The organism is Novosphingobium sp. FW305-C-111 (genome assembly GCF_058783565.1).
This window is the reverse complement of sequence record NZ_JBYSYP010000017.1, coordinates 30,550-56,645: the sequence shown is the minus strand read 5'-3', so window position 1 is coordinate 56,645 and position 26,096 is coordinate 30,550. Positions and strand designations below refer to the sequence as shown.

Annotated in this window: 24 protein-coding genes; 9 read left to right on the top strand and 15 right to left on the bottom strand. The window is 68.3% G+C overall.

Annotated elements, in window-relative coordinates; translation table 11 throughout:
- Positions 1 to 118: 118 nt before the first annotated feature.
- The gene (locus AC3WLD_RS16755) at positions 119 to 1,513 is read left to right on the top strand and encodes a DEAD/DEAH box helicase (protein ID WP_492558116.1); all 1,395 of its coding nucleotides are present in this window, start codon (positions 119 to 121) and stop codon (positions 1,511 to 1,513) included.
- Positions 1,514 to 1,649: 136 nt separating this feature from the next.
- On the opposite strand, the gene AC3WLD_RS16750 is transcribed toward AC3WLD_RS16755, so the two are convergent.
- The 4 genes from AC3WLD_RS16750 to AC3WLD_RS16735 form a co-directional block, all read right to left on the bottom strand.
- Positions 1,650 to 1,952, bottom strand: a complete 303-nt coding sequence (locus tag AC3WLD_RS16750; RefSeq protein WP_492558115.1) for an endonuclease domain-containing protein — start codon at positions 1,950 to 1,952, stop codon at positions 1,650 to 1,652.
- Between the two features lie 94 nt (positions 1,953 to 2,046).
- On the bottom strand, positions 2,047 to 4,329 hold the full coding sequence (locus AC3WLD_RS16745; protein ID WP_492558114.1) for an ATP-dependent helicase: 2,283 nt from the start codon (positions 4,327 to 4,329) through the stop codon (positions 2,047 to 2,049).
- 45 nt (positions 4,330 to 4,374) lie between these two features.
- Complete coding sequence (locus AC3WLD_RS16740; protein ID WP_492558113.1) at positions 4,375 to 4,620, bottom strand: hypothetical protein; 246 nt, start codon at positions 4,618 to 4,620, stop codon at positions 4,375 to 4,377.
- On the bottom strand, positions 4,617 to 4,850 hold the full coding sequence (locus AC3WLD_RS16735) for a hypothetical protein (RefSeq protein WP_492558112.1): 234 nt from the start codon (positions 4,848 to 4,850) through the stop codon (positions 4,617 to 4,619). Before AC3WLD_RS16735 ends, AC3WLD_RS16740 begins: the two co-directional genes overlap by 4 nt.
- Before the next feature lie 166 nt (positions 4,851 to 5,016).
- On the opposite strand from AC3WLD_RS16735, the gene AC3WLD_RS16730 reads away from it, so the two are divergent.
- From AC3WLD_RS16730 to AC3WLD_RS16705, 6 genes are all read left to right on the top strand, one after another.
- Positions 5,017 to 5,547, top strand: a complete 531-nt coding sequence (locus AC3WLD_RS16730) for a hypothetical protein (protein WP_492558111.1) — start codon at positions 5,017 to 5,019, stop codon at positions 5,545 to 5,547.
- Between the two features lie 98 nt (positions 5,548 to 5,645).
- On the top strand, positions 5,646 to 7,244 hold the full coding sequence (locus AC3WLD_RS16725) for a GMC family oxidoreductase (RefSeq protein WP_492558110.1): 1,599 nt from the start codon (positions 5,646 to 5,648) through the stop codon (positions 7,242 to 7,244).
- A gap of 95 nt (positions 7,245 to 7,339) precedes the next feature.
- On the top strand, positions 7,340 to 9,508 hold the full coding sequence (locus AC3WLD_RS16720) for an EAL domain-containing protein (RefSeq protein ID WP_492558109.1): 2,169 nt from the start codon (positions 7,340 to 7,342) through the stop codon (positions 9,506 to 9,508).
- A gap of 88 nt (positions 9,509 to 9,596) precedes the next feature.
- Positions 9,597 to 10,763, top strand: a complete 1,167-nt coding sequence (purT, locus tag AC3WLD_RS16715) for a formate-dependent phosphoribosylglycinamide formyltransferase (RefSeq protein WP_492558108.1) — start codon at positions 9,597 to 9,599, stop codon at positions 10,761 to 10,763.
- 124 nt (positions 10,764 to 10,887) lie between these two features.
- Entirely contained in the window at positions 10,888 to 11,139 is a 252-nt protein-coding gene (locus tag AC3WLD_RS16710; RefSeq protein ID WP_492558107.1) for an SLAP domain-containing protein, read from the top strand.
- A gap of 180 nt (positions 11,140 to 11,319) precedes the next feature.
- Positions 11,320 to 12,579: an MFS transporter gene (locus AC3WLD_RS16705; RefSeq protein ID WP_492558106.1), complete on the top strand. Its 1,260-nt coding sequence runs from the start codon at positions 11,320 to 11,322 to the stop codon at positions 12,577 to 12,579.
- Positions 12,580 to 12,593: 14 nt separating this feature from the next.
- Here AC3WLD_RS16705 and AC3WLD_RS16700 read toward each other — a convergent pair whose 3' ends face one another.
- From AC3WLD_RS16700 to AC3WLD_RS16685, 4 genes are all read right to left on the bottom strand, one after another.
- Positions 12,594 to 13,103, bottom strand: a complete 510-nt coding sequence (locus AC3WLD_RS16700; RefSeq protein ID WP_492558105.1) for a YybH family protein — start codon at positions 13,101 to 13,103, stop codon at positions 12,594 to 12,596.
- 59 nt (positions 13,104 to 13,162) lie between these two features.
- On the bottom strand, positions 13,163 to 13,714 hold the full coding sequence (rsmD, locus tag AC3WLD_RS16695; RefSeq protein WP_492558104.1) for a 16S rRNA (guanine(966)-N(2))-methyltransferase RsmD: 552 nt from the start codon (positions 13,712 to 13,714) through the stop codon (positions 13,163 to 13,165).
- Positions 13,711 to 14,772: a pseudouridine synthase gene (locus tag AC3WLD_RS16690; protein WP_492558103.1), complete on the bottom strand. Its 1,062-nt coding sequence runs from the start codon at positions 14,770 to 14,772 to the stop codon at positions 13,711 to 13,713. Before AC3WLD_RS16690 ends, rsmD begins: the two co-directional genes overlap by 4 nt.
- Positions 14,773 to 14,843: 71 nt before the next feature.
- A complete protein-coding gene (locus AC3WLD_RS16685) occupies positions 14,844 to 16,004 on the bottom strand; it encodes an aromatic ring-hydroxylating oxygenase subunit alpha (RefSeq protein ID WP_492558102.1) in 1,161 nt (386 codons plus the stop codon).
- 59 nt (positions 16,005 to 16,063) lie between these two features.
- On the opposite strand from AC3WLD_RS16685, the gene AC3WLD_RS16680 reads away from it, so the two are divergent.
- Complete coding sequence (locus AC3WLD_RS16680; RefSeq protein ID WP_492558101.1) at positions 16,064 to 17,746, top strand: AmpG family muropeptide MFS transporter; 1,683 nt, start codon at positions 16,064 to 16,066, stop codon at positions 17,744 to 17,746.
- On the opposite strand, the gene AC3WLD_RS16675 is transcribed toward AC3WLD_RS16680, so the two are convergent.
- The 4 genes from AC3WLD_RS16675 to trpB form a co-directional block, all read right to left on the bottom strand.
- On the bottom strand, positions 17,724 to 19,031 hold the full coding sequence (locus tag AC3WLD_RS16675; protein WP_492558100.1) for a bifunctional folylpolyglutamate synthase/dihydrofolate synthase: 1,308 nt from the start codon (positions 19,029 to 19,031) through the stop codon (positions 17,724 to 17,726). The two genes, AC3WLD_RS16680 and AC3WLD_RS16675, sit on opposite strands and share 23 nt — an antisense overlap.
- Positions 19,032 to 19,140: 109 nt before the next feature.
- On the bottom strand, positions 19,141 to 19,989 hold the full coding sequence (accD, locus tag AC3WLD_RS16670; protein WP_492558099.1) for an acetyl-CoA carboxylase, carboxyltransferase subunit beta: 849 nt from the start codon (positions 19,987 to 19,989) through the stop codon (positions 19,141 to 19,143).
- Positions 19,990 to 20,214: 225 nt separating this feature from the next.
- Entirely contained in the window at positions 20,215 to 20,994 is a 780-nt protein-coding gene (trpA, locus tag AC3WLD_RS16665) for a tryptophan synthase subunit alpha (protein ID WP_492558098.1), read from the bottom strand.
- Positions 20,995 to 21,611: 617 nt separating this feature from the next.
- Entirely contained in the window at positions 21,612 to 22,832 is a 1,221-nt protein-coding gene (gene trpB, locus AC3WLD_RS16660; RefSeq protein WP_492558097.1) for a tryptophan synthase subunit beta, read from the bottom strand.
- Positions 22,833 to 23,164: 332 nt separating this feature from the next.
- Between trpB and AC3WLD_RS16655 the strand changes: the two genes are divergently transcribed.
- On the top strand, positions 23,165 to 23,626 hold the full coding sequence (locus AC3WLD_RS16655; RefSeq protein ID WP_492558096.1) for an outer membrane protein: 462 nt from the start codon (positions 23,165 to 23,167) through the stop codon (positions 23,624 to 23,626).
- A 71-nt stretch (positions 23,627 to 23,697) separates the two neighbouring features.
- On the opposite strand, the gene AC3WLD_RS16650 is transcribed toward AC3WLD_RS16655, so the two are convergent.
- The 3 genes from AC3WLD_RS16650 to metX are packed head-to-tail and all read right to left on the bottom strand — an operon-like array spanning position 23,698 to position 26,058.
- Positions 23,698 to 24,339, bottom strand: a complete 642-nt coding sequence (locus AC3WLD_RS16650; protein ID WP_492558095.1) for a phosphoribosylanthranilate isomerase — start codon at positions 24,337 to 24,339, stop codon at positions 23,698 to 23,700.
- A 4-nt stretch (positions 24,340 to 24,343) separates the two neighbouring features.
- Positions 24,344 to 24,952, bottom strand: a complete 609-nt coding sequence (gene metW / locus AC3WLD_RS16645; RefSeq protein WP_492558094.1) for a methionine biosynthesis protein MetW — start codon at positions 24,950 to 24,952, stop codon at positions 24,344 to 24,346.
- Positions 24,949 to 26,058: a homoserine O-acetyltransferase MetX gene (gene metX / locus AC3WLD_RS16640; RefSeq protein WP_492558093.1), complete on the bottom strand. Its 1,110-nt coding sequence runs from the start codon at positions 26,056 to 26,058 to the stop codon at positions 24,949 to 24,951. Before metX ends, metW begins: the two co-directional genes overlap by 4 nt.
- Positions 26,059 to 26,096: the final 38 nt, after the last annotated feature.

Below are 26,096 nucleotides of genomic sequence, written 5' to 3'. Positions count from 1 at the left end.
TTTTCTTGACTTTCCCGCCCCGATCTGGTTTGCGCGGGCCAGTTGCGCAAGCGGTCAGGCCGCCCGCCGCTGACCGCGCTGTTCCGGCGCGCGGCCTCCTCCTTTCGGAACCGTTTGCATGAAGTTTGCCGATCTCGGCCTGTCCGACGAATTGCTGAAATCCGTGCTCGACGCCGGGTACGACACGCCGACGCCGATCCAGGCGCAGGCGATCCCGCCGGTGCTGATGATGAAGGACCTCATCGGCATCGCCCAGACCGGGACCGGCAAGACCGCCAGCTTCGTGCTGCCGATGATCGACATCCTCGCCCACGGTCGTCGCCGCGCGATGATGCCGCGCTCGCTGATCCTCGAGCCGACTCGCGAACTCGCCGCCCAGGTGGCCGAGAATTTCGAGAAGTACGGCAAGAACCACGACCTCAAGATGGCGCTGCTGATCGGCGGCGTGCAGATGGGCGACCAGGTCAAGGCGCTGAACGAGGGCGTCGACGTGCTGATTGCCACCCCGGGCCGGCTGATGGACCTGTTCGAGCGGGGCAAGATCCTGCTGACCGGCTGCGACCTGCTGGTGATCGACGAAGCCGACCGGATGCTCGACATGGGCTTCATCCCGGATATCGAGAACATCTGCACCAAACTGCCGGCCAACCGCCAGACGCTGCTGTTCAGCGCGACGATGCCGCCGCCGATCAAGAAGCTGGCCGACCGCTTCCTCAGCAATCCCAAATACATCGAGGTCGCCCGTCCGGCCTCGAACAACACCAACATCGCCCAGCACAAGGTCGCGGTCACGACGCGCGGCAAGCGTGAGGCGCTGCGTACGCTGCTCAGGACCGACAACGTCGGCACCGCGATCATCTTCTGCAACCGCAAGACCACGGTGCGCGAACTGGCCAAGAGCCTCAAGCAGCACGGTTTCTCCGCGGGCGAGATCCATGGCGACATGGACCAGTCCTCGCGCATCGCCGAGCTTGACCGGTTCAAGGCGGGCACGATCAACATCCTCGTCGCCTCCGACGTCGCCGCCCGCGGCCTCGACGTGAAGGGGGTGAGCCACGTCTTCAACTTCGACACGCCGTGGCACCCGGACGACTACGTCCACCGCATCGGCCGCACCGGCCGCGCCGGGGCGACCGGCCGCGCCTTCACCTTCGTCGCGCCCGAAGATGCCGAGGCGATCGAGAACGTCGAGAAGCTGACCGGCGGCAAGATCCCCGAATTCAACCTGGACGCTGCGAGCGCGTCAGACGGTGACGTGGGCGAACGCGAGGAACGCCCCGCGCGCAGCCGCCGCGAACGCGCGCCCCGCGAAGAGCGCGCCCCGCGAGAAGAGCGTGCTCCGCGCGAGGAACGTGCCCCCCGCGAGGAACGGCCCGAGCGCCAGCGCCGCCCCCGCGGCGACGCCCGCGACGAAGCCGGCCCGCGCCAGCGCCGCTACGAACAGGACGCGCCCAGCGAGCCCGGCGTGTGGAACGGCCCGATCCCCGGCTTCCTCAGCGTATCGGCGCTGTGACGCGGTGACGCTAATCCTCCCCTACCGGGGGAGGGGGACCATCCGCAGGAGGGTGGAGGGGCACGGGCAGTGAACGCAACCTCGCTGCCCTCTCCTCACACACCTCGACGATCCGCTGAACCGCGCGGGCAACGTCCTACAGCACGACCTTAGCCGGCACCCGCAGCGTCGCCACCCCCTGTGACCGCAGGAACCGAGACCGCCGCTCGTCACGGTGGATCACGCTGCCAGAGTTGTGGCCCCAGCCGTCGACCTCGATGTCGAGCCGGGCGGCGGCGCAGTAGAAGTCCAGCACATAGACGCTAGCCGGATGCTGCCGCCGGAACTTGAACCCGCCGGGGCGCTCGCGGAGGGCGCGCCAAAGGATGGACTCCGGCAAGCTCATGTCGGCACGCAGCTTGCGGGCGCGGCGGATCGTTTCTGCGGGACCTGTGATCACGGCGGGTGCCCCTCCACCATCCTGCGGATGGTCCCCCTCCCCGTGCAGGGGAGGATCCAGTTTCGCAACGGGAGTCGCCTCGACTCCCGAGCAATCACCCCGCCTTCACGAAACTGTCGATCACCCGCTTCCGCCCGCCGGTCTCGAAGTCGATTTCGAGCTTGTTGCCTTCCTGCGCGGCGACGGTGCCATAGCCGAACTTGTCGTGGAACACCCGCGCGCCCACGGCGATGTCGCTGCGCGGTTTGGCGGCGAAGCTGGCAGCAGAGCGGCCGGGTTCGGCGATGCGTTTCGGCGCGGAGTCGTAGGTGCCGGCGGCGGCGCGTTGCCAGCCGGGGCCGCGGGTCATCGTGCGTGACGGCTGGACGGCGGCGACGTGGGCGAAGGGATCGCCGTTTTCCGACCACTGCGCGCGCCACAGCGAGGCCCCGCCGCTCAGCGTGGTTTCCTGCTCGACATGCGCTTCGGGCAGTTCGCCGATGAACCGGCTGGGGATCGAGCTGGTCCACTGGCCGTAGATCCGCCGGTTGGCGGCGTGGAAGATTGTGCATTCCCGCCGCGCGCGGGTGATCGCGACATAGGCGAGGCGGCGTTCCTCCTCGAGCGCGTTGAGCCCGCCCTCGTCCATCGCCCGCTGGCTGGGGAACACGCCCTCTTCCCAGCCGGGGAGGTAGAGGTGGTCGAATTCCAGCCCCTTGGCGGCGTGGATCGTCATGATCGTGATCTTGTCTGCCTCCGCGTCTGCGTCGTTGTCCATGACCAGGCTGACGTGTTCGAGGAACGCGCCGAGCGTGTCGTATTCTTCCATCGCGCGGGCGAGTTCGGAGAGGTTTTCGAGGCGTCCCGCGCTCTCCGCGCTGCGCTCGGCCTGGAGCGCAGCGGTGTAGCCGCTCTCGTCGAGGATCGTGCGGGCAAGCTCCGCGGGGACCAGCGTCTTGGCCACCTCGCGCCAGCGGGCGAAGTCGCGCATCAGCGCGACCAGCGTATTCCTTGCGCGGGCCGGCAACTCATCGGTGTCGGCGATCTCGATCGCGGCGAGGGCCAGCGGGATGCCGCGCGCGCGGGCATGGCGGTGGAGCTTTTCCAGCGTCTTGTCGCCGAGCCCGCGCTTGGGGGTGTTGTAGATCCGCTCGAACGCGAGGTCGTCGGACGGCTGGGCGACGACCCGCAGGTACGCCATCGCATCGCGGATTTCGGCGCGCTCGTAAAAGCGGAAACCGCCGACGATGCGGTAAGGCAGGCCGATCGCGATGAACCGGTCTTCAAGCTCGCGGGTCTGGAACTGGGCGCGCACGAGAATCGCCTGCCTGGCGAGGCTGACCCCGCGCCGCATCAGGCTCTCCGCCTCGTCGCCGATCCGCCGCGCTTCCTCTGGCCCGTCCCACACGCCGATGACGCGGATCTTCTCGCCCGCCTCGGCCTCGGTCCACAGGGTCTTGCCGAGGCGCTGCGAGTTGGCGTCGATCAGCCCCGAGGCGGCGGCGAGAATCTGCGGGGTCGAGCGGTAGTTCTGCTCGAGCCGGATCACTTTCGCGCCCGGAAAGTCCTTCTCGAAGCGCAGGATGTTGGCGACTTCCGCGCCGCGCCACGAATAGATCGACTGGTCGTCGTCGCCGACCACGCAGATGTTCCTGCGCTCCTGCGCGAGCAGCCGCAGCCACAGGTACTGGACCGCGTTGGTGTCCTGGTATTCGTCCACCATCACGTACTTGAATCGCCGCTGGTAATGCTCGAGCACCTCGCGGTTGTTGCGCAGCAGGTTGAGCACGCCGAGCAGCAGGTCGCCGAAATCGGCAGCGTTCAGCGCCTTCAGCCGGTCCTGGTAAAGCTGGTAGAACTGCCGCCCCTTGCCGTTCGCATAGGCCTCGTTCTCCGTCGCATCGAGATCGGCCGGGTTGAGCCCGCGGTTCTTCCAGCGGTCGATCAGGCCCGCAAGCTGGCGGGCCGGCCAGCGCTTCTCGTCGAGGTCGGCGGCGGTGATCAGCTGCTTCAGGAGGCGCAGCTGGTCGTCGGTGTCGATGATCGTGAAGTTCGATTGCAGCCCGGCGAGTTCGGCATGGCGGCGCAGCATCTTTGCGCCGATCGCGTGGAACGTGCCGAGCCACGGCATCCCCTCCACGCTCGGCCCGATCAGCTGGCCCACGCGCTCGCGCATCTCGCGCGCCGCCTTGTTGGTGAAGGTGACGCAGAGGATCTCGCCGGGAAAGGCCAGCCGTTCGCGCAGCAGATAGGCGAGGCGGTGAGTCAGCGCGGCGGTCTTGCCGGTGCCGGCGCCGGCCAGCATCAGCACCGGGCCCTCGGTGTTGAGCACGGCTTCGCGCTGCGGCGGGTTCAGGCCGGCGAGCCAGGAAGGAACGGTTTGCGTGTCGGGGGTCACCCGGAACGGGTAGGGAACGCGGGGCCCCCGTTCAAGGGGAAGCGCTCAATAATTGTCGTAGTAGTCGCGATTGTAGTCCGAATATTCGTGATACGGCGCGTCGCGGTTGCCGATCTCGTTATGCGCCTTGAGCTCCCATTCGTCGAGCTTACGGCCCGTCTTGTGCGCCGCGTCGGAATTGGCCAGCCCCTCGACCGTCGCGACGGTGGTGTAGCCGATCGCCGCGCACGAACCGACGATCAGAATCAGCAGCAGGCCGGTTCCGGCGGCCATGACCTTGATCACGTTCATTCGGCGTAGCTCCTGTCGCGGTCGACGCCGTAGGCGGCTTCCTCGTTCATTTCCTCGTTGTGGCGGGCATTCTCGCGCTCCTCGGCCTCGTCGGCGAGACGTTCGAGATTTTCCGGGCTGGTCGCTTCGTTGATGGCGACGACGCTGCCCACACCAACCAGCGTGCACGAACCGAGATAAAGCAGGCCCAGACAGCCTATTCCCATCAGAATGTTGCGAACGATGTCCATCCCGGTCCCCCTTCGCCCGCAGTAGTGCCACGGGATCGTTAATGGAGCTTCAACCTGCTCACCGTTTCGGACCGTCCCTGCGACGAACCGTTTGGTCGCGCTTCCGGAACCGCTTGGCCTCGCGGGACGTAGTGAGCGACGAAGAGATACCCGCAGGAGATTGATTATGCGTATGTTTATGTGCGCGAGCGCGCTGGCGCTTGCGGCGGCCAGTGCGCCCGCCATGCTCTCGGCCCAGGACATGGGCTCGATGCCGATGGCGACCTCGAGCTGGACGATCAGCCCGGAGCAGCAGGCGATGATCAGCACGTGGCCGATGGACCGCCAGACCGCCTACAATGCATGGGCGTCGCCGTGGCAGGAATACTACTGGAGCCTCACGCCTAACCAGCAGACCGGCTGGTGGGCGCTCACCGACGACCAGCGCACGCAGCTCTATGCAATGACGCCGGTACAGCGCGCCCAGGCCTGGACCTCGATCGAGGCGCAGCTCGCCGGCGCAACGCCGTCGGGCACGATGCCGGCGACCCCGTATCCGGGCACCGGCATGGCGGCCAGCCCAGCCAGCCCCGGCATGGTTGATGCCGGGCCGCCGCAGGGCAAGATGACCCCGCCGCCGGCGAGCGCGATGAACAAGAGCTATCCGGTGTGCAGTCGCACCGTGCAGGACAACTGCCGCAATCGCGGCGGTGTCTGAGACCGCCTCCTCCCCCTCGGTGGTCGCAGGGAAGGGCGTCGGGAAACCGGCGCCCTTTTCGCTTGCGCAGATCGCGAGGGTGTCCCTAACCGGACCTCGTGGCGCAGGATGAGGGACAGTACGATTATATCGTCGTCGGTGGCGGCACCGCGGGCTGCGTCCTTGCCAATCGCCTGTCGGCCGATCCCCGCAAGCGGGTGCTCCTGCTCGAGGCGGGCGGGCGCGACCGGAACCCGTGGATCCATGTGCCGGTCGGCTACCTGTTCTGCATCGGCAACCCGGCGACCGACTGGTGCTGGACGACCCAGCCCGAGCCCGAACTGAACGGCCGCACGCTCGGCTATCCGCGCGGCAAGGTGCTCGGCGGCTGCTCGTCGATCAACGGCATGATCTACATGCGCGGTCAGGCCGCGGACTATGACCACTGGCGCCAGCTCGGCAACGAAGGCTGGGGCTGGGACGACGTGCTCCCGTTGTTCCGGGCGAGCGAGGACGCAGGTTCCGGCGAGGACGAGCACCACGGCGCGGGCGGCGAATGGCGGGTGGAAGAGCAGCGACTCCACTGGCCCCTGCTCGACGCGTTCCGCGAGGCCGCGGTCGACTGGGGCATTCCTGCCAGCGACGACTTCAATCGCGGGGACAATTTCGGGATCGGCTACTTCAAGGTCAACCAGAAGCGCGGGCTGCGGTGGAACGCGGCGCAGGCGTTCCTGCGGCCGGCGCTGAAGCGGGCCAACCTGCGGGTGGTGACCGGCGCGCTGGTCGAGCGGGTGCTCGTCGAGAGCCGGCGCGCCACCGGCGCGGCGTGGCGGGTGGGTGCGCAGCGGTTCGAAGCGCGGGCGGGCGAGGTCGTTCTGGCCGCGGGCGCGGTGTCGTCGCCGGTCGTGCTCGAGCGATCGGGCATCGGCGACGCGGCGCTGCTGGCCGGGCACGGGATCGCGGCCGTCCACCACCTGCCGGGCGTCGGCGCGAACCTGCAGGATCATCTCCAGCTGCGCTGCGCGTTCCGGGTGCACGGCGGCGGCACGCTCAACACCCGCGCCGCGAGCCTGTGGCGCAAAGGGCTGATGGGGCTCGAATACGCGCTCTACCGCAGCGGTCCCCTGAGCATGGCCCCCAGCCAGCTCGGCGCGTTCTTTCGCTCGCGCCCGGAGGTCGAGACGCCCGACCTCCAGTTCCACGTCCAGCCCTTGAGCCTCGACAGGTTCGGGGAGCCGCTGCACGCCTTCGACGCCTTCACCGCCAGCGTGTGCCACCTGCGGCCGGAGAGTCGCGGGAGCGTCCACCTGGCCTCGGCCGACCCTGCCGCGATGCCGCTGATCCGTCCGAACTACCTCTCGACCGAAGGCGACCGCCAGACGGCGGTCCGGGCGATCCGCGCCACCCGCGAGATCGCCGCCCGCCCGCCGCTCGCCCGCTACCGGCCCGAGGAGTTCCGCCCCGGCCCCGAGTACGCCAGCGACGAGGACCTGGTCCGCGCCGCCGGGGAAATCGGCACGACGATCTTCCACCCCGCCGGCACCGCGCGGATGGGCCGCGATCCCCTGGCGGTGGTCGATCCGCAACTGCGGGTCCACGGGATTGACGGGCTGCGCATCGCCGATGCCTCGGTCATGCCGACGATTACTTCCGGCAACACCTGCTCGCCGGTGGTGATGATCGCGGAAAAGGCGGCGAAGCTGATTCTCGCAGGCTAGTCCGCCCCTGGCTTGCGCCGCTCTGTTCCGCATTTTTACTTAGTAGAAACCACAAGAATTTATCCTTCCGGGAAAGAGGAAGGAATTTCCGCGCCATGGCGCAAGGTGGTTCGTTACGCGGCAGGATCGGAGGGCTGCTCGGCTCGGGCAGCAGCACGCGTGCCGCACACGGCCGCCCGGCGCCCCACGAACTGATCGAGAATTACGAGGCGCTCCAGCTCGGCTGGTTCTGGTCGTCCGACGAGGAAGGGCGGATCACTTACGTGTCCGACTACATCGTCGAAACGCTGTCGAAAGCCGGAGAGGTGATTGGCCGCCCGCTGACCGAGCTGTTCCAGGCCGGCGACGACGAGGACCAGCGGACGCTGCCGTTCCACCTCGCCCGGCACAACAAGTTCGAAGGCGTCGCGGTGCGGCTGCGGATCGACGGGGTCGACCGCTGGTGGTCGCTCTCGGGCCGTGCCCAGCACGATGCGCGGAACCGCTTCACCGGGTTCATCGGCCACGCCAGCGACGTGACCGCCGAGCGCGCCTCGGCTGCCAGCAACACCCAGCTGGCGATGTACGATCCGCTGACCGGGCTGCTCAACCGCCGCCACATGGCGATCTTCCTCGAGACCGCGCTCAACGCCACGCGCACCGTCGGGCGGCCCTGCGCGTTGCTGCAGATCGACCTCGACCGCTTCAAGCAGGTCAACGACTCGCTCGGCCACCCGGTCGGCGATGCGCTGCTCAAGCAGGTCGCGGAGCGGCTGCAGCTGCTGATCGGGGAAAAGGGCAAGGTCTGCCGGATCGGCGGGGACGAGTTCCAGATCGCGATCCCCGAACAGGAGGACCGCGGCTATCTCGGCACCTTGGGGCAGAGCCTCATCTCGACCCTCTCGCAGCCCTATTCGATCGGCGGATCGCGCTGCAACATCGGCGCCTCGGTCGGCATCGCGATCAGCCCGTTCGACGGCGACACCTCCGAAGTCCTCGTCCGCAACGCCGACCTCGCGCTTTATGCGGCCAAGGGCAACGGGCGCGGGCGCTACACGTTCTTCTCGGAGCAGTTGTCGAAGGCGGCGGAGGATCGCAGCCAGCTCGAACAGGACCTGCGCGATGCGGTCGCCAAGGGCCAGCTCGCGGTCCATTACCAGCCGATCGTCGCGGCCGCGACCAACGACGTGGCCCTGTTCGAGGCGCTCATCCGCTGGACCCACCCCACCCTCGGCAACATCTCGCCCGCGGTGTTCATACCCATCGCCGAAGAGACCAAGCTGATCGTCCAGATCGGCGAATGGACCCTGCGCCGGGCCTGCGAAGACGCCGCTGCCTGGCCCAGGGGCGCCAAGGTCGCGATCAACGTTTCGCCGATCCAGTTCGCAGAGGAAGGCTTCGTCTCGACCGTCGCCAGTATTCTCGCGCACACCGGCATATCGCCCGAGCGGGTCGAGCTGGAAATCACCGAGGGCGTGTTCCTTTCGGAAAGCGACGACAACAACGCCAAGTTCGCTGCCTTGAAGGCGCTGGGCGTGCGGCTGGTGCTCGACGATTTCGGGACGGGTTATTCCTCGCTCGGCTATCTGAAGTCCGCGCCGTTCGACAAGATCAAGATCGACCAGAGCTTCATCCGCGGCGCCACAGCCGAGGAATCGCGCAACCGGGCGATCATCGCCGCCATCGTCGCGCTGGCCGACGCGCTGGGGATGGAGACCACCGCCGAGGGCATCGAATCCTTCGACCAGCTCGAGCTGATGAAGAAGCTCGGGGTGAAGCTCATCCAGGGCTTCCTGTTCAGCCAGGCCGTCCCGAACGAGCTCGTCGCCGATGCGCTGGGCGATGGCGGGGAGTGGACCATCGTGCCGTCGGGCCCCGCCAAGCAGCGCGCCCCGCGCTTCGCGGTACTCCGCCGCATTGGCGTGGTCCACGAAGACCACCGCTACACCGTGCTGATGCGCAACATCTCCGAAACCGGCGCGCTGATCGAAGGGCTGCTCGACGTGCCGGTGGGCACCCAGTTCGTCGTCGACCTTGGCGAAGGCCAGCTTGCGGTGGCGACCGTGCGCCGCTCGCAGAACGACCAGCAGGGCGTGGAGTTCGAGCAGAAGCTGGTCAGCGACGGGCAGGGCGGCCTGTGCACCCGTCACCGCGTCTCGCCTTATGCGATCGCCGCGGCCGGCGGGCTGTTCGGCGAATCCAAGATCGCCTCGCCGCTGATCACCAAGGGCGAGGGTGGCTCGCTGGTGCTGCCGGCGTTCCGGACCAAGAACGACTGGGCCTGAGGGCCAATCCACAGCGCGGCGCGCTCCGGTCTTGACGCCGCGCACGCCTCACAACACCACGGCGGCTCGCCATTCCGGAGCCGCGCCCATGTCCTACACCGCCAAGATCCTCCTCCTCGGCTCGGGCGAGCTGGGGCGCGAATTCGTGATTTCGGCAAAGCGCCTCGGCGCGCAGGTCATCGCCTGCGACGCGTACGACAACGCTCCGGCGATGCAGCTGGCCGATGGCCGCGAGGTGTTCTCGATGCTGGATGGCGATGCCCTGCGCGCGGCGATCCTCAGGCACCGGCCCGACTACGTCGTCCCCGAAGTCGAGGCGATCCGCACCGAAGTGCTGGCCGAACTCGAGGCCGAGGGCGTTAACGTCGTCCCGTCGGCCCGTGCCACGGTCATGACCATGAACCGCGACCGCATCCGCGAGGTCGCCGCGGTCGAGCTGGGCCTGCGCACCTCGCGCTACCGCTATGCGGAAAGCCTCGACGAGGTTCGCGCGGGGGCCGAACACACCGGACTGCCCTGCGTGATCAAGCCGGTCATGTCCTCGTCGGGCAAGGGCCAGTCGACGGTGCGCGACGCCGCCGATCTCGAGGCTGCGTGGGACTATGCCGTGGCCAACATGCGCGGCGACCGCAAACGGGTGATCGTCGAGGAGTTCGTCGCCTTCGACTATGAGATCACGCTGCTTACGGTGCGGCACATGGACGGCGTCACCTTCTGCCCGCCCATCGGCCACCGCCAGGAGCGCGGCGATTACCAGGAATCGTGGCAGCCGACCCCGATGTCGGCCAGGGCGCTGGCAGATGCCGAGGAGATGGCGCGCAAGGTCGTCGACAACCTCGGCGGGTACGGCATCTTCGGGGTCGAATTCTTCGTGAAGGGCGAAGAGGTGATCTTCTCCGAGCTCAGCCCGCGACCGCACGACACCGGGATGGTCACGCTGATCTCGCAGGACCTCTCGGAATTCGACCTCCACGCCCGGGCGGTGATGGGCCTGCCGGTGCCGGAAGTGCGGCTGCTCGGTGCTGCGGCGTCGGCGGTGATCCTCGCCGACCGCAACAGCGACTCGTTCCGCTTCTCCGGTCTGGCCGAGGCGCTGGCCACCCCTGGCGGGTCGGTCGATCTCAGGATTTTCGCGAAGCCGAGCACCCGGCCGTACCGGCGGATGGGGGTTGCGCTGGCCCTCGCCGCGACCGCCGATGCGGCGCGCAGCGTGGCGGAAACCGCGGCCGGCAAGGTGCGGATCGATTACGACTGACACCAATTCGCCTTCGCGGCTGCAAAAAATGCATTCGCACCTGCAGCATTTGCAATTGACGCTCCGTCAGCCTGGGGGTCAGGGCTGGCATGGTCCTCCCCGGACTTTCTCGGAGTCTGTCATCATGAAGAAGATCATTCTCGGCCTGGCGCTCGCCGCCGCCGTCGCCGCCCCCGCTTTCGCCGCGGTCAAGAAGGGCGCGTACCTCTATGACGCGAACGGCCGCAAGGTCGGCCAGATCACCCGCGTGCTCGAGTCGGGATCGCTGTGGGTCATCTATGGCGGCGAAGTGAAGACCGTCCCGGCCGCGACCGTTTCGGAAGCGGACGGCAAGGCGACCACCACGCTGACCGTCGCGGACGTCCGCAAGCTCTGAGCCTGCAAACCCGGCTGGCGGGGCTGTCCTACCGCGGACGGCCCTGCTAGCAGGACGCCCCATGGACAGGGGCAACCAACAGATTGCAGCGCAGGAGCGGGCAACCTCTCCGGCCTGTGGCATTCGTCCTCAGGACAGTGTCAACTTCGTCAACATCGCTGGATTTGCGGGGATGCGGCGATGAACCCGCTGCGCGCCAATTCCCGCGTCCTCACCGCCGCCCTGTCGGGCACCGCGGTCGAGTTCTACGATTTCTACATCTACGCCACCGCCGCGGCGCTGGTGTTCGGGCCGCTGTTCTTCCCGGCCGAGGACCCGCAGGTCCAGACCCTCCTTTCGTTCATGAGCTTCGGACTCGCCTTCATCGCCCGCCCCGTCGGCGCGATCGCATTCGGGCACTTCGGCGATCGCATCGGCCGCAAGTCGACACTGGTCGCCTCGCTCCTGCTGATGGGCGGCTCGACCGTCGGCATCGCCTTGCTGCCGACCTACGCCATGGTCGGCTGGCTCGCCCCGCTGCTGCTGTGCATCCTGCGCTTCGGTCAGGGCTTCGGCCTCGGCGGCGAATGGGGCGGGGCGGCGCTGCTCGCGGTGGAGAACGCGCCAAATGGCTGGGAGGCACGGTTCGGCGCCGCCCCGCAGCTCGGCGCGCCGGTCGGCTTCCTCGCCGCCAACGGGCTGTTCCTGCTGCTCGGGCTGTGGCTCGACGACGCGGCGTTCGCGGCGTGGGGCTGGCGCATCCCGTTCCTCGCCAGTGCGGTTCTGGTTATCCTCGGGCTGTGGGTGCGGCTGCGGATCGGCGAGACCCCGGCGTTCCGCGAGGCGCTCGAACGCGCCCCACCGCCCGCCGTCCCGCTCGGCGCGTTGCTGCGCCACCACCTGGGCGCGGTGCTGGCGGGCAGCGCGGGCGTGGTCGCCTGCTTTGCGATCTTCTACCTCTCGACCGCGTTCGCACTGTCGTGGGGGACGACCAGGCTCGGCTACGCACGCGAGGGCTTTCTGGCTGTGCAGCTGGCCGCGAACTTTTTCCTCGCCCTAGGCATCGTCGTCGCCGCGGTCTGGGCTGACCGGGCGAGCCCGCGCGCCGTGCTCGGCTGGGGCGCGGCGCTGACCGTGCTGGTCGGGCTTGTCTTCGGACCCGGCCTGGCGAGCGGTGCGACCGCGACGATCTTCGCGACGCTGGCCGGTGCGCTGTTCGTGATGGGGCTGGTCTATGGCCCGCTCGGCGCGTGGCTGCCGACGCTGTTTCCGGTGCCGGTGCGCTATACCGGCGTGTCGATCGCCTTCAATGCCGGCGGGGTGATCGGCGGCGGCTTCGCGCCCAACCTCGCCCAGCTCGTCGCGACGAACGGAGGTGTGGCGCAGGTCGGATTGCTGCTGACGGCTGCGGGCGTGCTGAGCCTTGCCGGCGTGCTGCTGGCAAGGCCCCTCAACCGCTGATCATGCCGCGCTGATCAGGTGGCCGGCGCGGCAGCCTTGCCCGTGTCTGAGACGACGCCCCATTCGGCCTTCATTGATCCGTCCTTCTGCTTCTTGAAGCCGAGCAGCCAGTTGCCTTGCTCGGTCGCCGGCTTCTTGGTCGCCGGATCGAGGTAGGTGAAGGAATAGGTCATGCGCACCACGGCGAGATCGCCGGATGCGGCGACATCAACAGCCGGATCGCTGACTTCGAGCTTGGTTTCGGAGCCCGCCATCTGCTCCTGGGTGATCTTGACGTCCGCCGCCTTGCCTTCGGCGTTGGGCATGCCGTGGAACATCGAGACATAGTTGTCCGCGTCGATGGCGGTCGCGGCGGCAACGTCCTTGGCGTTGAAACCGGCGACGGCCTTGGTCACATCGGCCTTGATCCCCTCCGCGACCTTGGCGGTGTCGACGGCATCGGTGGTCGTGCTGGTGGAAACCTTGCAGCCGCCCAGTGCCAGCGCGGCGCAGGTGGCAAGGATGATGGTGCGGGACACAGGCATGCGAACTCCCCCTCGAAGTCGCGACCCGGAACAGACGCTGCGCCCGATGGGCGGGTTGGTCAAGCGGCCTGCTTGAGTCGCAGCAAGGAAATCAGTGCCTTGCCGACCTTGCGCTCCGCCTCGACCTCGCAGGTGCGGACCTGCGGCGGTTCGTCGGCGGCGGTTTCGAGCGCCACCCAGGTTGCCGGTCCGATCCAGCCGAGCCGCACCAGCCGGTCGATCGCCACCGCACCCGCGCCGGTGTGGTAAGGCGGGTCGAGGAACACGAGGTCGACCGGCTGCTTGACCGCGGCCAGCGTCAGGACCGATGCGGCGCGCACGTCGCAGCGGGGCTGGGCGCGCAGCGCGGCGATGTTGGCGCGAATGGCGCGGATCGCGGGCGCGGCCTGCTCGACGAACATCGCACTGGCGGCACCCCGCGACAGAGCCTCGAGCCCGAGCGCGCCGGAGCCGGCGAACAGGTCGGCCACGCTAAGCCCCTCGAAGCTGCCGATGCGGCTGACAAGCATCGAGAACAGCGTCTCGCGGGTGCGGTCGGCGGTGGGGCGGGTCAAGTCACCCTCCGGCGCGACGAGCTTGCGCCCGCGCCATTCGCCCGCGACGATTCTCACGCGCGCGGCCCCTTCGGCTTGCGCGGCTTGGTGCCGGGTTTCGGCTTGGCCTTGGCCCAGCCCTTGCCGGGCTTCCGGGCGGGCGGACGCACCGCCTTGGGCCGGTCGACCAGCTGGCCGTCGTCCGAACGGCGGCGCGGGGCGGGCTTGCGCGCGGTCTTGGGCTTGGCCTCGTCCCGAGCCGGGGTCGGGGCCGCTGCGGGCTTGGCACTTTGCTGCCCGCGGTCCCGGGTCGGGCCCGGGACGACGCTGGCGGTGCGCGCCGGCTTCACCCGCTCGAACTTCTCCGGCGCGATATCGAGCGTCGCGCGGAATTTCTCGACCGAGACCGGATCGACCTCCATCGCCGCGCCGCGCGGCAGGTCGGCGAGCAGGAACGGGCCGTAGGCGAGCCGCAGCAGCCGCGAGACCTGCAGGCCGAGGTGTTCGAGCACGCGGCGGACCTCGCGGTTCTTGCCTTCGGCCAGGGTCAGCTCGATCCACTTGTTGTGCCCGGCGCTGCGTTCGAGGTTGGCGTTGATCGGGCCATAGCGGACCCCGTCGATCTCGATCCCCTCCATCAGGTCCTCGAGCCGCGCCTGGCTGATCTCGCCGAAGGTGCGGGCGCGGTAGGTGCGCGGGATCCCGCTTTTGGGAAGCTCGAGCGCGCGCTTCAGTTCGCCGTCGTTAGTGAGGAGCAGCAGCCCCTCGGTGTTGAGATCGAGCCGCCCGACCGGCATCATTCGCGGGGTTCCGGGGGGCAGGGCGTTGCGCAGCGCGGTGTAGATCGTCGGCCGCCCGGCAGGATCGCGCTCGGCGGTGATCAGGCCCGAAGGCTTGTGGAAGCGGAAGATCCGCGCAGCCACGGGCGCCGCGACCGGCTTGCCGTCCACCGTCACCCCGGCGAGCGTGGTCAGCAGCGTCGCCGGGGTCGTGACCGGCTGGTCGTTCAGCAGCACCCGCCCCTCGGCGATCATCCGCTCGATCTCCCGCCGGCTGGCAACGCCGGCGCGGGCGAGCAGCTTGGCGATGCGTTCGCCGGTACGGTCGCCAGTCGGTGCGGAGGTGGGGTCGGTCATGGGTCGGCCCTTAGCGGGACCGGGGGAAAAGGTCACGCCTTCCAAAGCCGCGTCCCCGCCTGCGCGGGGATTCAGCCCTCGCGCTTTGCCATCTCTTCCAGGCAGATCTCGTGGAACCGCCGGATCCCGCCCTCGAGCGTGCCGATGACCAGCTCCGGCACCGCGCCGGTCGAAAGCCCCTGCTGGCCGAGTTCCGCCGCGCGGAAGTCCTCGCCGGCGAAGACCCCGCCGTCGAGCAGTTCCCAGCTGCGCCGCCAGTGGTCCTCGGCCTTCTCGCTTGCCGGGGCCTCGGGGATCAGCATGAAGTCCTCGACCAGCGTGCGGTCGTGCGCCTGCGGCCAGATCGCCATGAGGTTCACATAGTCCGGGCTGACCACCACAACCGTCGCCGGGAACAGCTGGTAAGCGAAGGTCCCGACGCGGCGGAGCTGGTCCCAGTCGGTGAGGTCGATGCCCTCCATCTCCTGCGCCCGGCCGACAAGGCTGCGGCTGTGCGGGCCGACGGTGTCGCCGGCGGTAACCCCGTCCTTGAAGAACGGCGCGATCGTCTGCGCGTGGAGCCGCAGGACGTGGTAGCTTTCGAGGAACGCGTCCATGATCAGCTTCCAGTTGCCGGCCACGGTGTGCGTCTTGCGCGCATAGAGGTGCAGGCCGGCGAGGCCGACCGCGGCGAAGTCCTCGCCGATCGTCGCGGCATCGGCGAAATCGGCCTCGTCGGGCGAATACCAGATCAGCCCGCCGCTCTCGTGGCTCGGCAGTTCGACGAGGCCGTGAGTGGTCTTGTCGAACCCGGGAAAGGTTTCGGGCCGGGGCAGGGCAAGCAGCCGTCCGTCGGTGGCATAGGACCAGGCGTGGTAAGGGCAGACCAGCCGTTTCCCGCACTGGACCTCGCCGCCCTCGATCAGCCGGGTGCCGCGGTGGCGGCAGACGTTGAGGAACACGCGGACCCGGCCCTCGCCATCCCGCGAGACCAGCAGCGGCTTGCCGGTCAGGTCGTGCGGCACCGCCATGTTCGGCCGCGGCAGCAGCGCCGAAGGGCACAGCACCTGCGGCATCCTGCCGAACAGCTGCGCCTTCTCGCGCTCCCACCACGCCGGGTCGGTATAGGCCGATGCGGGGACATGGACGATCCCCGCAGTGCTCTTCGCCTCTCCTGCGGCGACCTTCCGGGCCAGCGCGAGCTGCCCGTCGGTCGGACGCCGTGTGGCGGACGCAGTTGTGGTTGCGTTCATCTCGCTATTTCCAATGCTCTCCCGTAGGGAGTGTGACCTAATACGGCTGTGGAGGGAAGATGGCTGGCGAAGCAGTGCAGGACGAGCCTGTTCGGCCCAAGGGTTTGAAACTGCTCGCCGCAGCGGTCTCGAACCGGAAGACCGCCATCATGCTGGTGCTCGGCATGGCATCCGGCCTGCCCTATGCGTTGCTGCTCGGTACGCTTTACGCCTGGCTCGGCGAGACCGGTGTTGACCTCGAAACGATGGGCGTCTTCTCGCTGATCGGGCTCGCCTACGCGTTCAAGTTCCTGTGGTCGCCGATCGTCGACAAGGCGCGGCTTCCGCTCGCCTGGCGCCTGGGCAAGCGGCGCGGCTGGCTCGTGCCGATCCAGGCGCTGGTCGGGCTGGTCCTCATCGCGCTTTCCTCGATGGATCCGAAGACGTCACTGGGCATGTTTTCGCTGCTGGCCGGGATTGCCGCATTCGCCTCCGCCACGCAGGACATCGTGATCGACGCATGGCGTGTCGAGGCGGCGGACGAGGAGGCCACGCTCGACATTCTCTCTGCAACATATCAGTTCGGCTACCGCATTGCCGCCTTGGCGGGCGGAGCTCTGGCCTTGGTCCTGGCGGCGCGGATCGGCTGGCCGGGGGTCTATTTCGCCATGGGCGTATTCATGCTCTTCGCGACTGCTGCGAGCTGGTTCGCACCCGATACGCAGTGGACCACGGACGGCGTGCGGGAAGAGGCCCAGGCCGCGGACGTCCCTCTCCGCGTGCGAGCCATTGCCCTCGGCATCGTGGGCGTGCTGTGGGCAGGTTCGCTGGCGGCAGTGCTCACGTATATGGTGCTATCCTTGGGTGCCGAACCGGATCAGCGCCCCGACGCGACCGCCTTCATCAAATTCTACGGTCCGGTGATCGTCATCGCGACGGTTGTCATCCCTGCCATCGTCGCTGCGGTTCTGGATTTCTGGCGACGCGATGGCCGTTTCACCAACGACTACGACCACGGGGTTCCGGCTCGCCGTCACGGCTTTCTCGACCATGCCTACAAGGCGCTCATCGAGCCATTGGCCGAACTGGTCGGCCGTCTTGGCTGGGCTTCGATCCTCGTTCTGGCGATCATCCTGACCTATCGCCTGACCGACAGCGTCTGGGGGCCTTTTGCCCTTCCGTTCTACCTGCAGGAACTGAAGTACACCAACGACGAGGTCGCGGTGGCAAGCAAGTTCTTCGGCGTCGGAATGACCATGGCGGGGATCGCACTCGGGGCCGTGAGCTTTGCCTTGGTCGGTCGAATGGCGACGTTGGCCTTCGCCGCACTGGTCGCTGCGGCAAGCAACCTCCTTTACGCCGACCTAGCGCTGGGCGGGGCAGGGCTCGATGTTTTCGGGCGAGGCAGCGGGTTCTATTGGCTGGCTGAACAGTTCGGATCCGACGACCGCTTCAGCCGGCTTCTGCTGGCAATTACGGGCGAAAACCTGTCCGGCGGCTATGCCGGAGCGGCGTTCGTCGCCTACCTGTCCTCGATCACTTCAAAGAGTCATGCGGCGGTCCAGTACGCCCTGCTTTCGTCGCTGACCTTCCTCGTGGGTTCGCTTGGCCGCGCCGCGTTGGGCGAGAAGATCGACGCAGGCGGCTACGCGCCGGTGTTCTACTTTACCGCTGCGCTCGGGCTCGTTGCGGTCGTGCTGTGCCTTCTGGAATGGGCGCGGGTGGCGGCCAAGGAACGGTCTACTCCGGCACCTCCTCGTTGAGCTTCAGCACCTCGCCCGCGAGGTAGAGCGAGCCCGCGATCAGCACGTCGCCGGGGCCCGGCAGCGCGGCGAGGGCAGTGGCGACGTCGGGCATGGCCACGGCCTCGGTCCCGCCAGCGGCGATGAAGGCGTCCGCCGCGTGGGCTTCATGGCCGGGAATCGGCACTACAGTGAGGCTCTCGAGCATTGGGGCGAGCGGCATGACCAGCGCGCGCGGGTCCTTGTTCGCGAGCATGCCGATAATCAGGTGGAGTTTCTCTCCGCCTTTGAAATGCGCCGCGATCGCTGCACCCGCATCGGGGTTGTGCCCGCCGTCGAGCCAGACCTGCCGTCCCGGCGCGAGCGCGGTCAGCGGGCCCTCACCAAGCCGCTGCAGCCGGGCCGGCCAGCGCGCGGTGACGATGCCCTTGCCCATCGCCTCGGGCGACACCGAGACCGCCGACTGGTGGCGCAGCATCGCGACCGCGAGCGCGGCGTTGTCGGCCTGGTGGCTCCCGAGCAGCGCGGGGAGCGGGAGCAGCAGTTCGCCGCCCTCGTCACGGTAAGCGATCGAGCCGGCAATCTCCGCCTCCCACCCGGAGCCGCGCATCACCAGCGGCGCGCCGATCCGCGCGGCGGTGGCGGCGACCTCCCCGGCGGCGAGCGCGGGGTAGGCCTGCGTCACCAGCGGCACGCCGGGCTTGGCGATGCTGGCCTTCTCGAAGGCGATACGGGCGAGGGGCTGGGCGGGCGTACCGTCCTCGGGCGCAAGGAGGAATGCTTCGTGATCGAGCCCCAGCGTGGCAATCCCGCAGACCGCCGGGTCCTCGAGCACGTTGGTCGCGTCGAGCCGCCCGCCGAGCCCCGTCTCGATCACGCAGGCATCGGCGGGGACCAGGGCATAGGCGAGGAAGGTGGCGGCGGTGGTCACCTCGAAGAAGCTGGGGGAGAGGCCGTCTGCGGCATCGAGCACCTGTTTCAGCAGGTCCGCCAGCATTTCGTCGGAAATGAGTTCGCCGGCCACGCGAATGCGCTCGTTATAGCGGACAAGGTGCGGCTTGGTCGCGGTGTGGACGGTCAGCCCCTGCGCCTCGAGCATCGCGCGCAGGTACGTGCAGGTGGAGCCCTTGCCGTTGGTGCCGGCGACATGGAACGTCGGCGGCAGGCGCCTGTGCGGATCGCCCACCCGGCGCAGCAGCTCGCGCGTCGGGTCAAGGCTCAGCCGCCCCTGCGGCAGCGACAGCGCGCCGAGCCGGTCGAGCTGGGCCTGGACGCCGGGGTGGTCGGAGACGGCGAAGTCTTTCACGAGAAGGCCCTCCCGCGGGCGGGAGGGGTTTGGGGTGGGCAGGGCTGGGCGCGGCTCGTGCCGACAGGCCCACCCCCGACCCCTCCCGCCAGCGGGAGGGGAAACGCGCTCACGCCGCCTGCTTCGCGCCCAGGTAGTCGAGCAACGACGCCAGCGTCGCCTTCAGCTCGCGGCGGTGGACGACCATGTCGACCATGCCGTGGTCGTGGAGGTACTCGGCGCGCTGGAAGCCTTCGGGGAGCTTTTCGCGGATGGTGTCCTGGATCACGCGCTGGCCGGCGAAGCCGATCAGGCAGCCCGGTTCGGCGATCTGGACGTCGCCGAGCATCGCATAGCTCGCGGTGACGCCGCCGGTGGTCGGATCGGTCAGCACCACGATGTAAGGCAGCCCGGCCCGGCGCAGGCGGCTGACCGCGACGGTCGCCTTGGGCATCTGCATCAGGCTGAGGATGCCCTCCTGCATCCGCGCGCCGCCGGCGGCGGTGCAGATCACATATGCGCACTTTTCGGCCATCGCCCGTTCCGCCCCGGCGACGAACGCCGCCCCGACCGCCATGCCCATCGAGCCGCCCATGAAGGCGAATTCCTGCACGCCGACGACCGCCTTGTGCCCCTCGACCGTGCCGAACGCGTTGGTCAGCGCGTCGGCGTGCGGGTTGGCGGCGCGGGCGGCCTTCAATCGGTCGGTATACTTCTTGCTGTCCTTGAACTTCAGCGGGTCTTCCTTGACCTTCGGGGCGGGCAGCACCTCGAACCCTTCGTCGAGCAGCTGCGCGAGCCGCGCATCGGCGCCGATCCGGCCGTGATGCTCGCAGCGCGGGCAGACCGAGAGATTCTCCTCGTACTCGCGGGTGAACAGCATCTCCCCGCACGACGGGCACTTGATCCACAGGTTGTCGGGGGTGTCGCGCTTCGGGGCGAAGGGCAACGACTTGCGGACGCGATCCAGCCAGCTCATGCGGGGCGTCTAGCGCAGTGTCTCTAGGTTTGCGAGGGGGGAAAGAGGGGTTCACGCAGAGGCGCGGAGGAAGAAGAAAGACGCAGAGAAGTGTCGCGCCTCGCCGAAGGGACCTCGTTGCGCATTCGTTCTGTTACCCGCAAGGTCGAGATGGAGAGCGGCTTCGCCGCAAACGCGACCCCTTCGCGTCTCTCTTCTTCCTCCGCGCCTCTGCGCGAACCCCTACTACCGCGCCGAATGCACCGCCTGCGCCAGCGCAGTGGCCAGTTCGCGGACCGGGCCCGCCGCATCCGCGCCGTGCTTCGCCACCAGGTCGATGAACGCCGAGCCGACGACGACGCCGTCTGCCACCCTGGCGATCGCCCCGGCCTGTTCGGGGGTGCGCACGCCGAAGCCGACCGCGACGGGAATCTTGGCGGTGGCCTTCAACCGCGCCACCGCCTCTTCGATCGAGCCTTGCGCGGCCTGCTGCATGCCGGTGATCCCGGCGACCGAGACATAATAGAGGAACCCGCTCGACCCTTCGAGCACGGCGGGCAGCCGCGCGGCATCGGTGGTCGGGGTGGCGAGGCGGATCAGGTCGACCCCGGCGGCGCGCAGCTGCGGGCCCAGGCTGTCGTCCTCCTCGGGCGGAATGTCGACGCAGATCACCCCGTCGACCCCGGCCTTGCGGCACTCTGCGGCAAACCAGTCCGCGCCGCGAATGGTCATCGGGTTGGCATAGCCCATCAGCACCAGCGGCGTGTCCGGGTGCCGCGCGCGGAACTCGGCGGCGAGGCGGAAAATCTCCGCCGTGGTCGTCCCCGCGCCCAGGCTGCGCAGGTTGGCGAGCTGGATCGCCGGGCCGTCGGCCATCGGATCGGTGAACGGCATGCCGAGCTCGATCACGTCGGCGCCGCCCTCGACCAGCGCGTCGAGGATCTGCGCGGTCGGCCCGTCGCCCCCGGTGACGAAGCAGACGAGGGCCGGACGGCCCTTGGCGAAGGCGTTAGAGAGGCGGGTCATAATTCGTTTCTTTCCTGACGGCGCCGCAAAACGACCACGTCAATAATTAGTCGCAATACCCCGCCAACAACGAATCCCGCAGCCATATCCTTCCAACGCCAGTGCTCGATTCCCAAATGGTGGGATACGATTTTCATTGCTGCGAGAGTTAGCAGAGCTGTTCCGGTGCTGGTTAAAGCGCCCTTCAGAGCCTCTCTGAAGGATGTCGGTGGTTCGTAGTTTCCGATGCAATAGAGTGCGAGCGGTGTGAGCAGAACTAGACAGACACCGACAATCACGAGGGTGTTTGCTCCTGGCATCACATCGCCACCCCCGGATGCTCCGCAATCGACGAAGTTACCGTGCTCCGGCACCGAATCATGGTTTCGGGCCCTTCCCCGCCAAGGAGCCAGCGAGGATCAGCCCGATTACCCCGCCGATGAATCCCGGAAGAAGATAGGAAAGATCATGTGGCGGATGATCGCCGAAGTAGGCGAGCACCCGATCCGATGCCCAGATGACCAAGGCAATCAGTCCTGCCTGAACCGCAAGGGCCCGCAGCTGGGCCCTGCGGCTTTCGTGGACAGCCCAGAGCGCCGCAAACGGCGTCAACGTCTTTGCGGCGGAGTTCCGCCAGTTCACAGCGAAACCCCCAGATGCTCCGCGACCGAGAAGATGTCCTTGTCGCCGCGTCCGCAGAGGTTCGCGAGGATGATCTGGTCCTTGCCCATAGTCGGCGCGACCTTCTGGACGGCGGCGATGGCGTGGCTGGGCTCGAGCGCCGGGATGATGCCTTCGGTGCGGCAGAGCAGCTGGAATGCCCCCAGCGCTTCCTGGTCGGTGACCGAGGTGTAGTCGACCCGGCCGACTTCCTTCAGCCACGCGTGCTCGGGCCCGATGCCGGGGTAGTCGAGCCCTGCGCTGATCGAATGGCCCTCGACGATCTGCCCGTCCGCGTCCTGCAGCAGGTAGGTGCGGTTGCCGTGGAGAATGCCGGGGCGGCCGCCGGCAAGGCTCGCGGCGTGCTTCTCGCCGTCGAGCCCCAGCCCCGCTGCCTCGACGCCAAGCATCCTGACCTCGGCATCGTCGAGGAACGGGTGGAACAGGCCTATCGCGTTGCTGCCGCCGCCGATCGCGGCGACCAGCAGGTCGGGAAGGCGGCCGGTGCGGGCGAGCATCTGGGCGCGGGCCTCGCGGCCGATCACGCTCTGGAAGTCGCGGACCAGCTCGGGATAGGGGTGCGGGCCGGCGGCGGTGCCGATGATGTAGAAGGTGTCGTGGACGTTGGCGACCCAGTCGCGCAGCGCCTCGTTCATTGCGTCCTTCAGGGTGCCCGCGCCGGCGGTCACCGGCACGACTTCGGCGCCGAGCAGCTTCATCCGGAACACGTTCGGCGCCTGGCGGGCGACGTCGGTCGCGCCCATGTAGACGACGCAGGGCAGGCCGAAGCGCGCGCAGACCGTGGCGGTGGCGACGCCGTGCTGGCCCGCGCCGGTCTCGGCGATGATCCGGGTCTTGCCCATGCGGATGGCGAGCAGGATCTGGCCGATGCAGTTGTTGATCTTGTGCGCGCCGGTGTGGTTGAGCTCGTCGCGCTTGAACCAGACCTGCGCGCCGCCCAGTTCCTCGGTCAGGCGCGGGGCGAAATAGAGCGGGCTGGGCCGGCCGACGTAGTGTTCGAGCAGGTCGTCGAACTCCGCCTGGAACGCCGGGTCCCGCTTCGCTGCGCGGTAGTTTTTCTCGAGATCGAGGACCAGCGGCATCAGCGTCTCGGCGACGAAGCGGCCCCCGAACTGGCCGAAGTGGCCGCGCTCGTCCGGCTGGTTGGTGAAGCTGTTGGCGGTGGGCGTGGCGGTCATCCGCCGCCATTCGCAGAGGCGGGGCGGAATGTCCAGATTGCCCCGGAACCGGGCGCGCAGCCGACAAACGGCATACAGGTATCGACCAGTGTTCGTGACAGTGATGCCGCGCACAGAATAGAAGCCGCCTCCGCTCTAGGGGCGCTCCCATGGAAAGCGACTTGCTGACACCCATGTCAGAAATGACGGGGAATCAGTCAGTTGCAAAATTGCCACACAGGGATGCGGCAATGCAGCAAGATGTGAAATTGTTCATTGTGCCGAAAGCTTGCAATCCCTAGTTCGCCGCTTGCCCCCGCCAAGAAGGGGCCAATACTCAGGAGTACTTAATTATGCGTCTGGTTCTTCTTTCGGCTGCTGCCGCTCTTGTTGCCGCTACTCCGGCTCTTGCTAACGAAGGCCGCCTCGAAGCGCGCGGCGGTGTCGTGTTCGGCAGCGGTGACAGCGAAGCGATCGCCGGCGTCGCCGCGGGCTACGACTACGACCTCGGTTCGTCGGCCTTCGCCGGCATGGAAGTGACCGCCGACAAGGTCCTGACCGACGGCACCAAGGTGACCTTCGGCTTCAACGGCCGCCTCGGCGCCAAGCTCGGTGAGCAGGGCAAGCTCTACGCCGTCGGTGGCTACAACACCGAATCGTGCGACACCTGCGACGGCACCTGGACTGCCGGTGCCGGCTACGAGCACAGCTTCGGCCAGAAGCTGTACGGCAAGGTCGAGTACCGCCACTTCTTCGTGAAGAACGGCTTCGACGACTTCGACGGCGTTGTCGCCGGCGTCGGCATGAAGTTCTGATCTTCCCGGATCGAACGAATGGAAAAGGGCGGCCCTCGGGTCGCCCTTTTTTGTTGCGTCAATGCAACAGGTTATCCGCGCGCGTTGCGGCAGAACGCGGCGATGCGGGCGACGTCCTTGATCCCCGGCGCGCTTTCGACGCCCGACGAGACATCGACCAGCGGGGCTGCAGTGGCGCGTATCGCCTCGGCGACGTTGCCCGGCTCCAGCCCGCCGGCGAGGCCCCACGGCAGCGGGCCCTTGTAGGCCCCGAGCAGCGACCAGTCGAACGCCAGCCCCAGCCCGCCCGGCAGCGCCGCGCCCTTGGGCGTCTTGGCATCGAACAGCAGGAAATCCGCCGCGCCGGCATAGGCGTCGGCCCGCGACACGTCGCCCGGCCCGGCCACCGAGATCACCTTCCAGACCGGCTTGCCGAAGCGGGCGCGGACCTGCGCGGCGCGTTCGGGCGGCTCGAGGCCGTGGAGCTGGATGACGTCGAGCCGTCCGGCGGCAACCGCTTCGGCCATCGGCCCGTCGGCCTCGTCGACGAACACCCCGACGCGCACGATCCGCCCTTCGGCGCGCGCCGCCAGCGCGGCGGCATCGCTCGCCTTCAGGAACCGCGGCGAGGGCGGAAAGAAGTTGAAGCCGACGTAATCGGCGCGCGCCTCGATCGCGGCGTCGAGGGCGGCGGGCGTGCTCACCCCGCAGATCTTGATCTTCGGTCCGGCCACCCGATCAGCCCCGCTGCGAGAGCAGGAACACTGCATGTTCGGCGCGGAAGTTGGCGGCGGCGGCGCTGGTCTGCTTGTCCCCGCGCAGGAACCACGCGCCTTCGACCCGGATGCCACGCTCGGTGACCAGGCTGCGGAAGTCGTCCACGGTGACGTGGTGGATGTTGGGCGTTTCGTACCACGCGACTGGCAGCAGCCGGGTCACCGGCATCCGCCCGCCCCACAGCAGCGACAGCCGCACCCTCCAGTGCGCGAAGTTGGGAAAGCTGACGAAGGCCTTGCGCCCGATCCGCATCAGCTGGTCGAGCACGAGGTCGGGCCGCATCGTCGTCTGCAAGGTCTGCGAGAGGATCGCGTAGTCGAACGCGGCGTCGGGATAGTCGGCGAGGTCGCGGTCGGCGTCGCCCTGGATCACCGACAGCCCCCGCGAAACGCATTCGGCGACGTTGGCCCCGTCGATCTCCATCCCCCGCGCATCGCAGCCGCGCTCGTCGCGCAGCGCGGCGAGCAGGTCGCCGTTGCCGCAGCCGACGTCGAGGACCCGGCTGCCCGGCGCGACGTTGGCGGCGATGACCGCAAGGTCCGGGCGAAGGCTGGCGATGGTCGCGCTCATCGGCCGAGGAACCCTGCGGTCACCCGGTCGAGCGCGGGCACGTCGAGCAGGAACGAGTCGTGCCCGAACGGCGCGGACAGTTCGACGAAGCTGACCTGCGCGCCGGAGGCGTTGAGCGCGTGGACGATCGAACGCGACTCGGCTGTGGGATAAAGCCAGTCGGTATCGAAGCTGACGAGGCAGAACCGCGCTTTCGACCCCGCGAACGCATCGGCCAGCCGCCCACCATGCTCTTCGGCGAGGTCGAAATAGTCCATCGCCCGGGTGATGGTGAGATACGAGTTGGCGTCGAACCGGTCGGTGAACGACAGGCCCTGGTGGCGCAGGTAGCTTTCCACCTGGAAGTCGGCGTCGAAGGTGAACGTCTTTTCCGCCCGGTCCTGCAGCCGCCGCCCGAACTTCTCGTGCATCCCCTCTTCGGAAAGGTAGGTGATGTGCGCGGCCATGCGGGCAACCGCTAGGCCCTTTTCCGGTCCCTTGCCGTTTCCGTAATAGTCGCCGCCGCGCCATTCCGGGTCGGCCATGATCGCCTGCCGGCCGACTTCGTGGAACGCGATGTTCTGCGCCGAATGGCGAGCGGTCGAGGCGATGACCAGCGCGGCCGCGATGCGGTCGGGGAAATTCGCGGCGAGGCTGAGCGCCTGCATCCCGCCCATCGATCCGCCGACGACGGCGTGGAGCCTGTCGATCCCGAGCACGTCGAGCAGGCCGACGAGCGCGCGGACCATGTCGCGGATGGTGATGACCGGAAAGCGCATGGCCCAGGGCTTGCCGTCGGGGGCCGGGCTCGCCGGGCCGGAACTGCCCATGCAGCTGCCGATCACGTTGGCGCAGATCACGTGGAAGCGGCTGGTGTCGATCGGCAAGCCGGGGCCGACCATGCGCACCCACCATCCGGGCTTGCCGGTGATCGGATGCGGGCTGGCGACGAACTGGTCCCCGGTCAGCGCGTGGCAGATGAGGATGGCGTTCGACTTGTCGGCGTTGAGCTCGCCGTAGGTTTCGTACGCGATCTCCACGGGCGCGAGGCTCTGCCCGCTGTCGAGCGGGAGAGGCGCGGGCAAGGTCACGCGCTTGCTGGCGTGGAGGGCGGCGGCGTCGGCCATGGGCGCGGGATTGGGGATTGGGGCGGACGATGTCAACA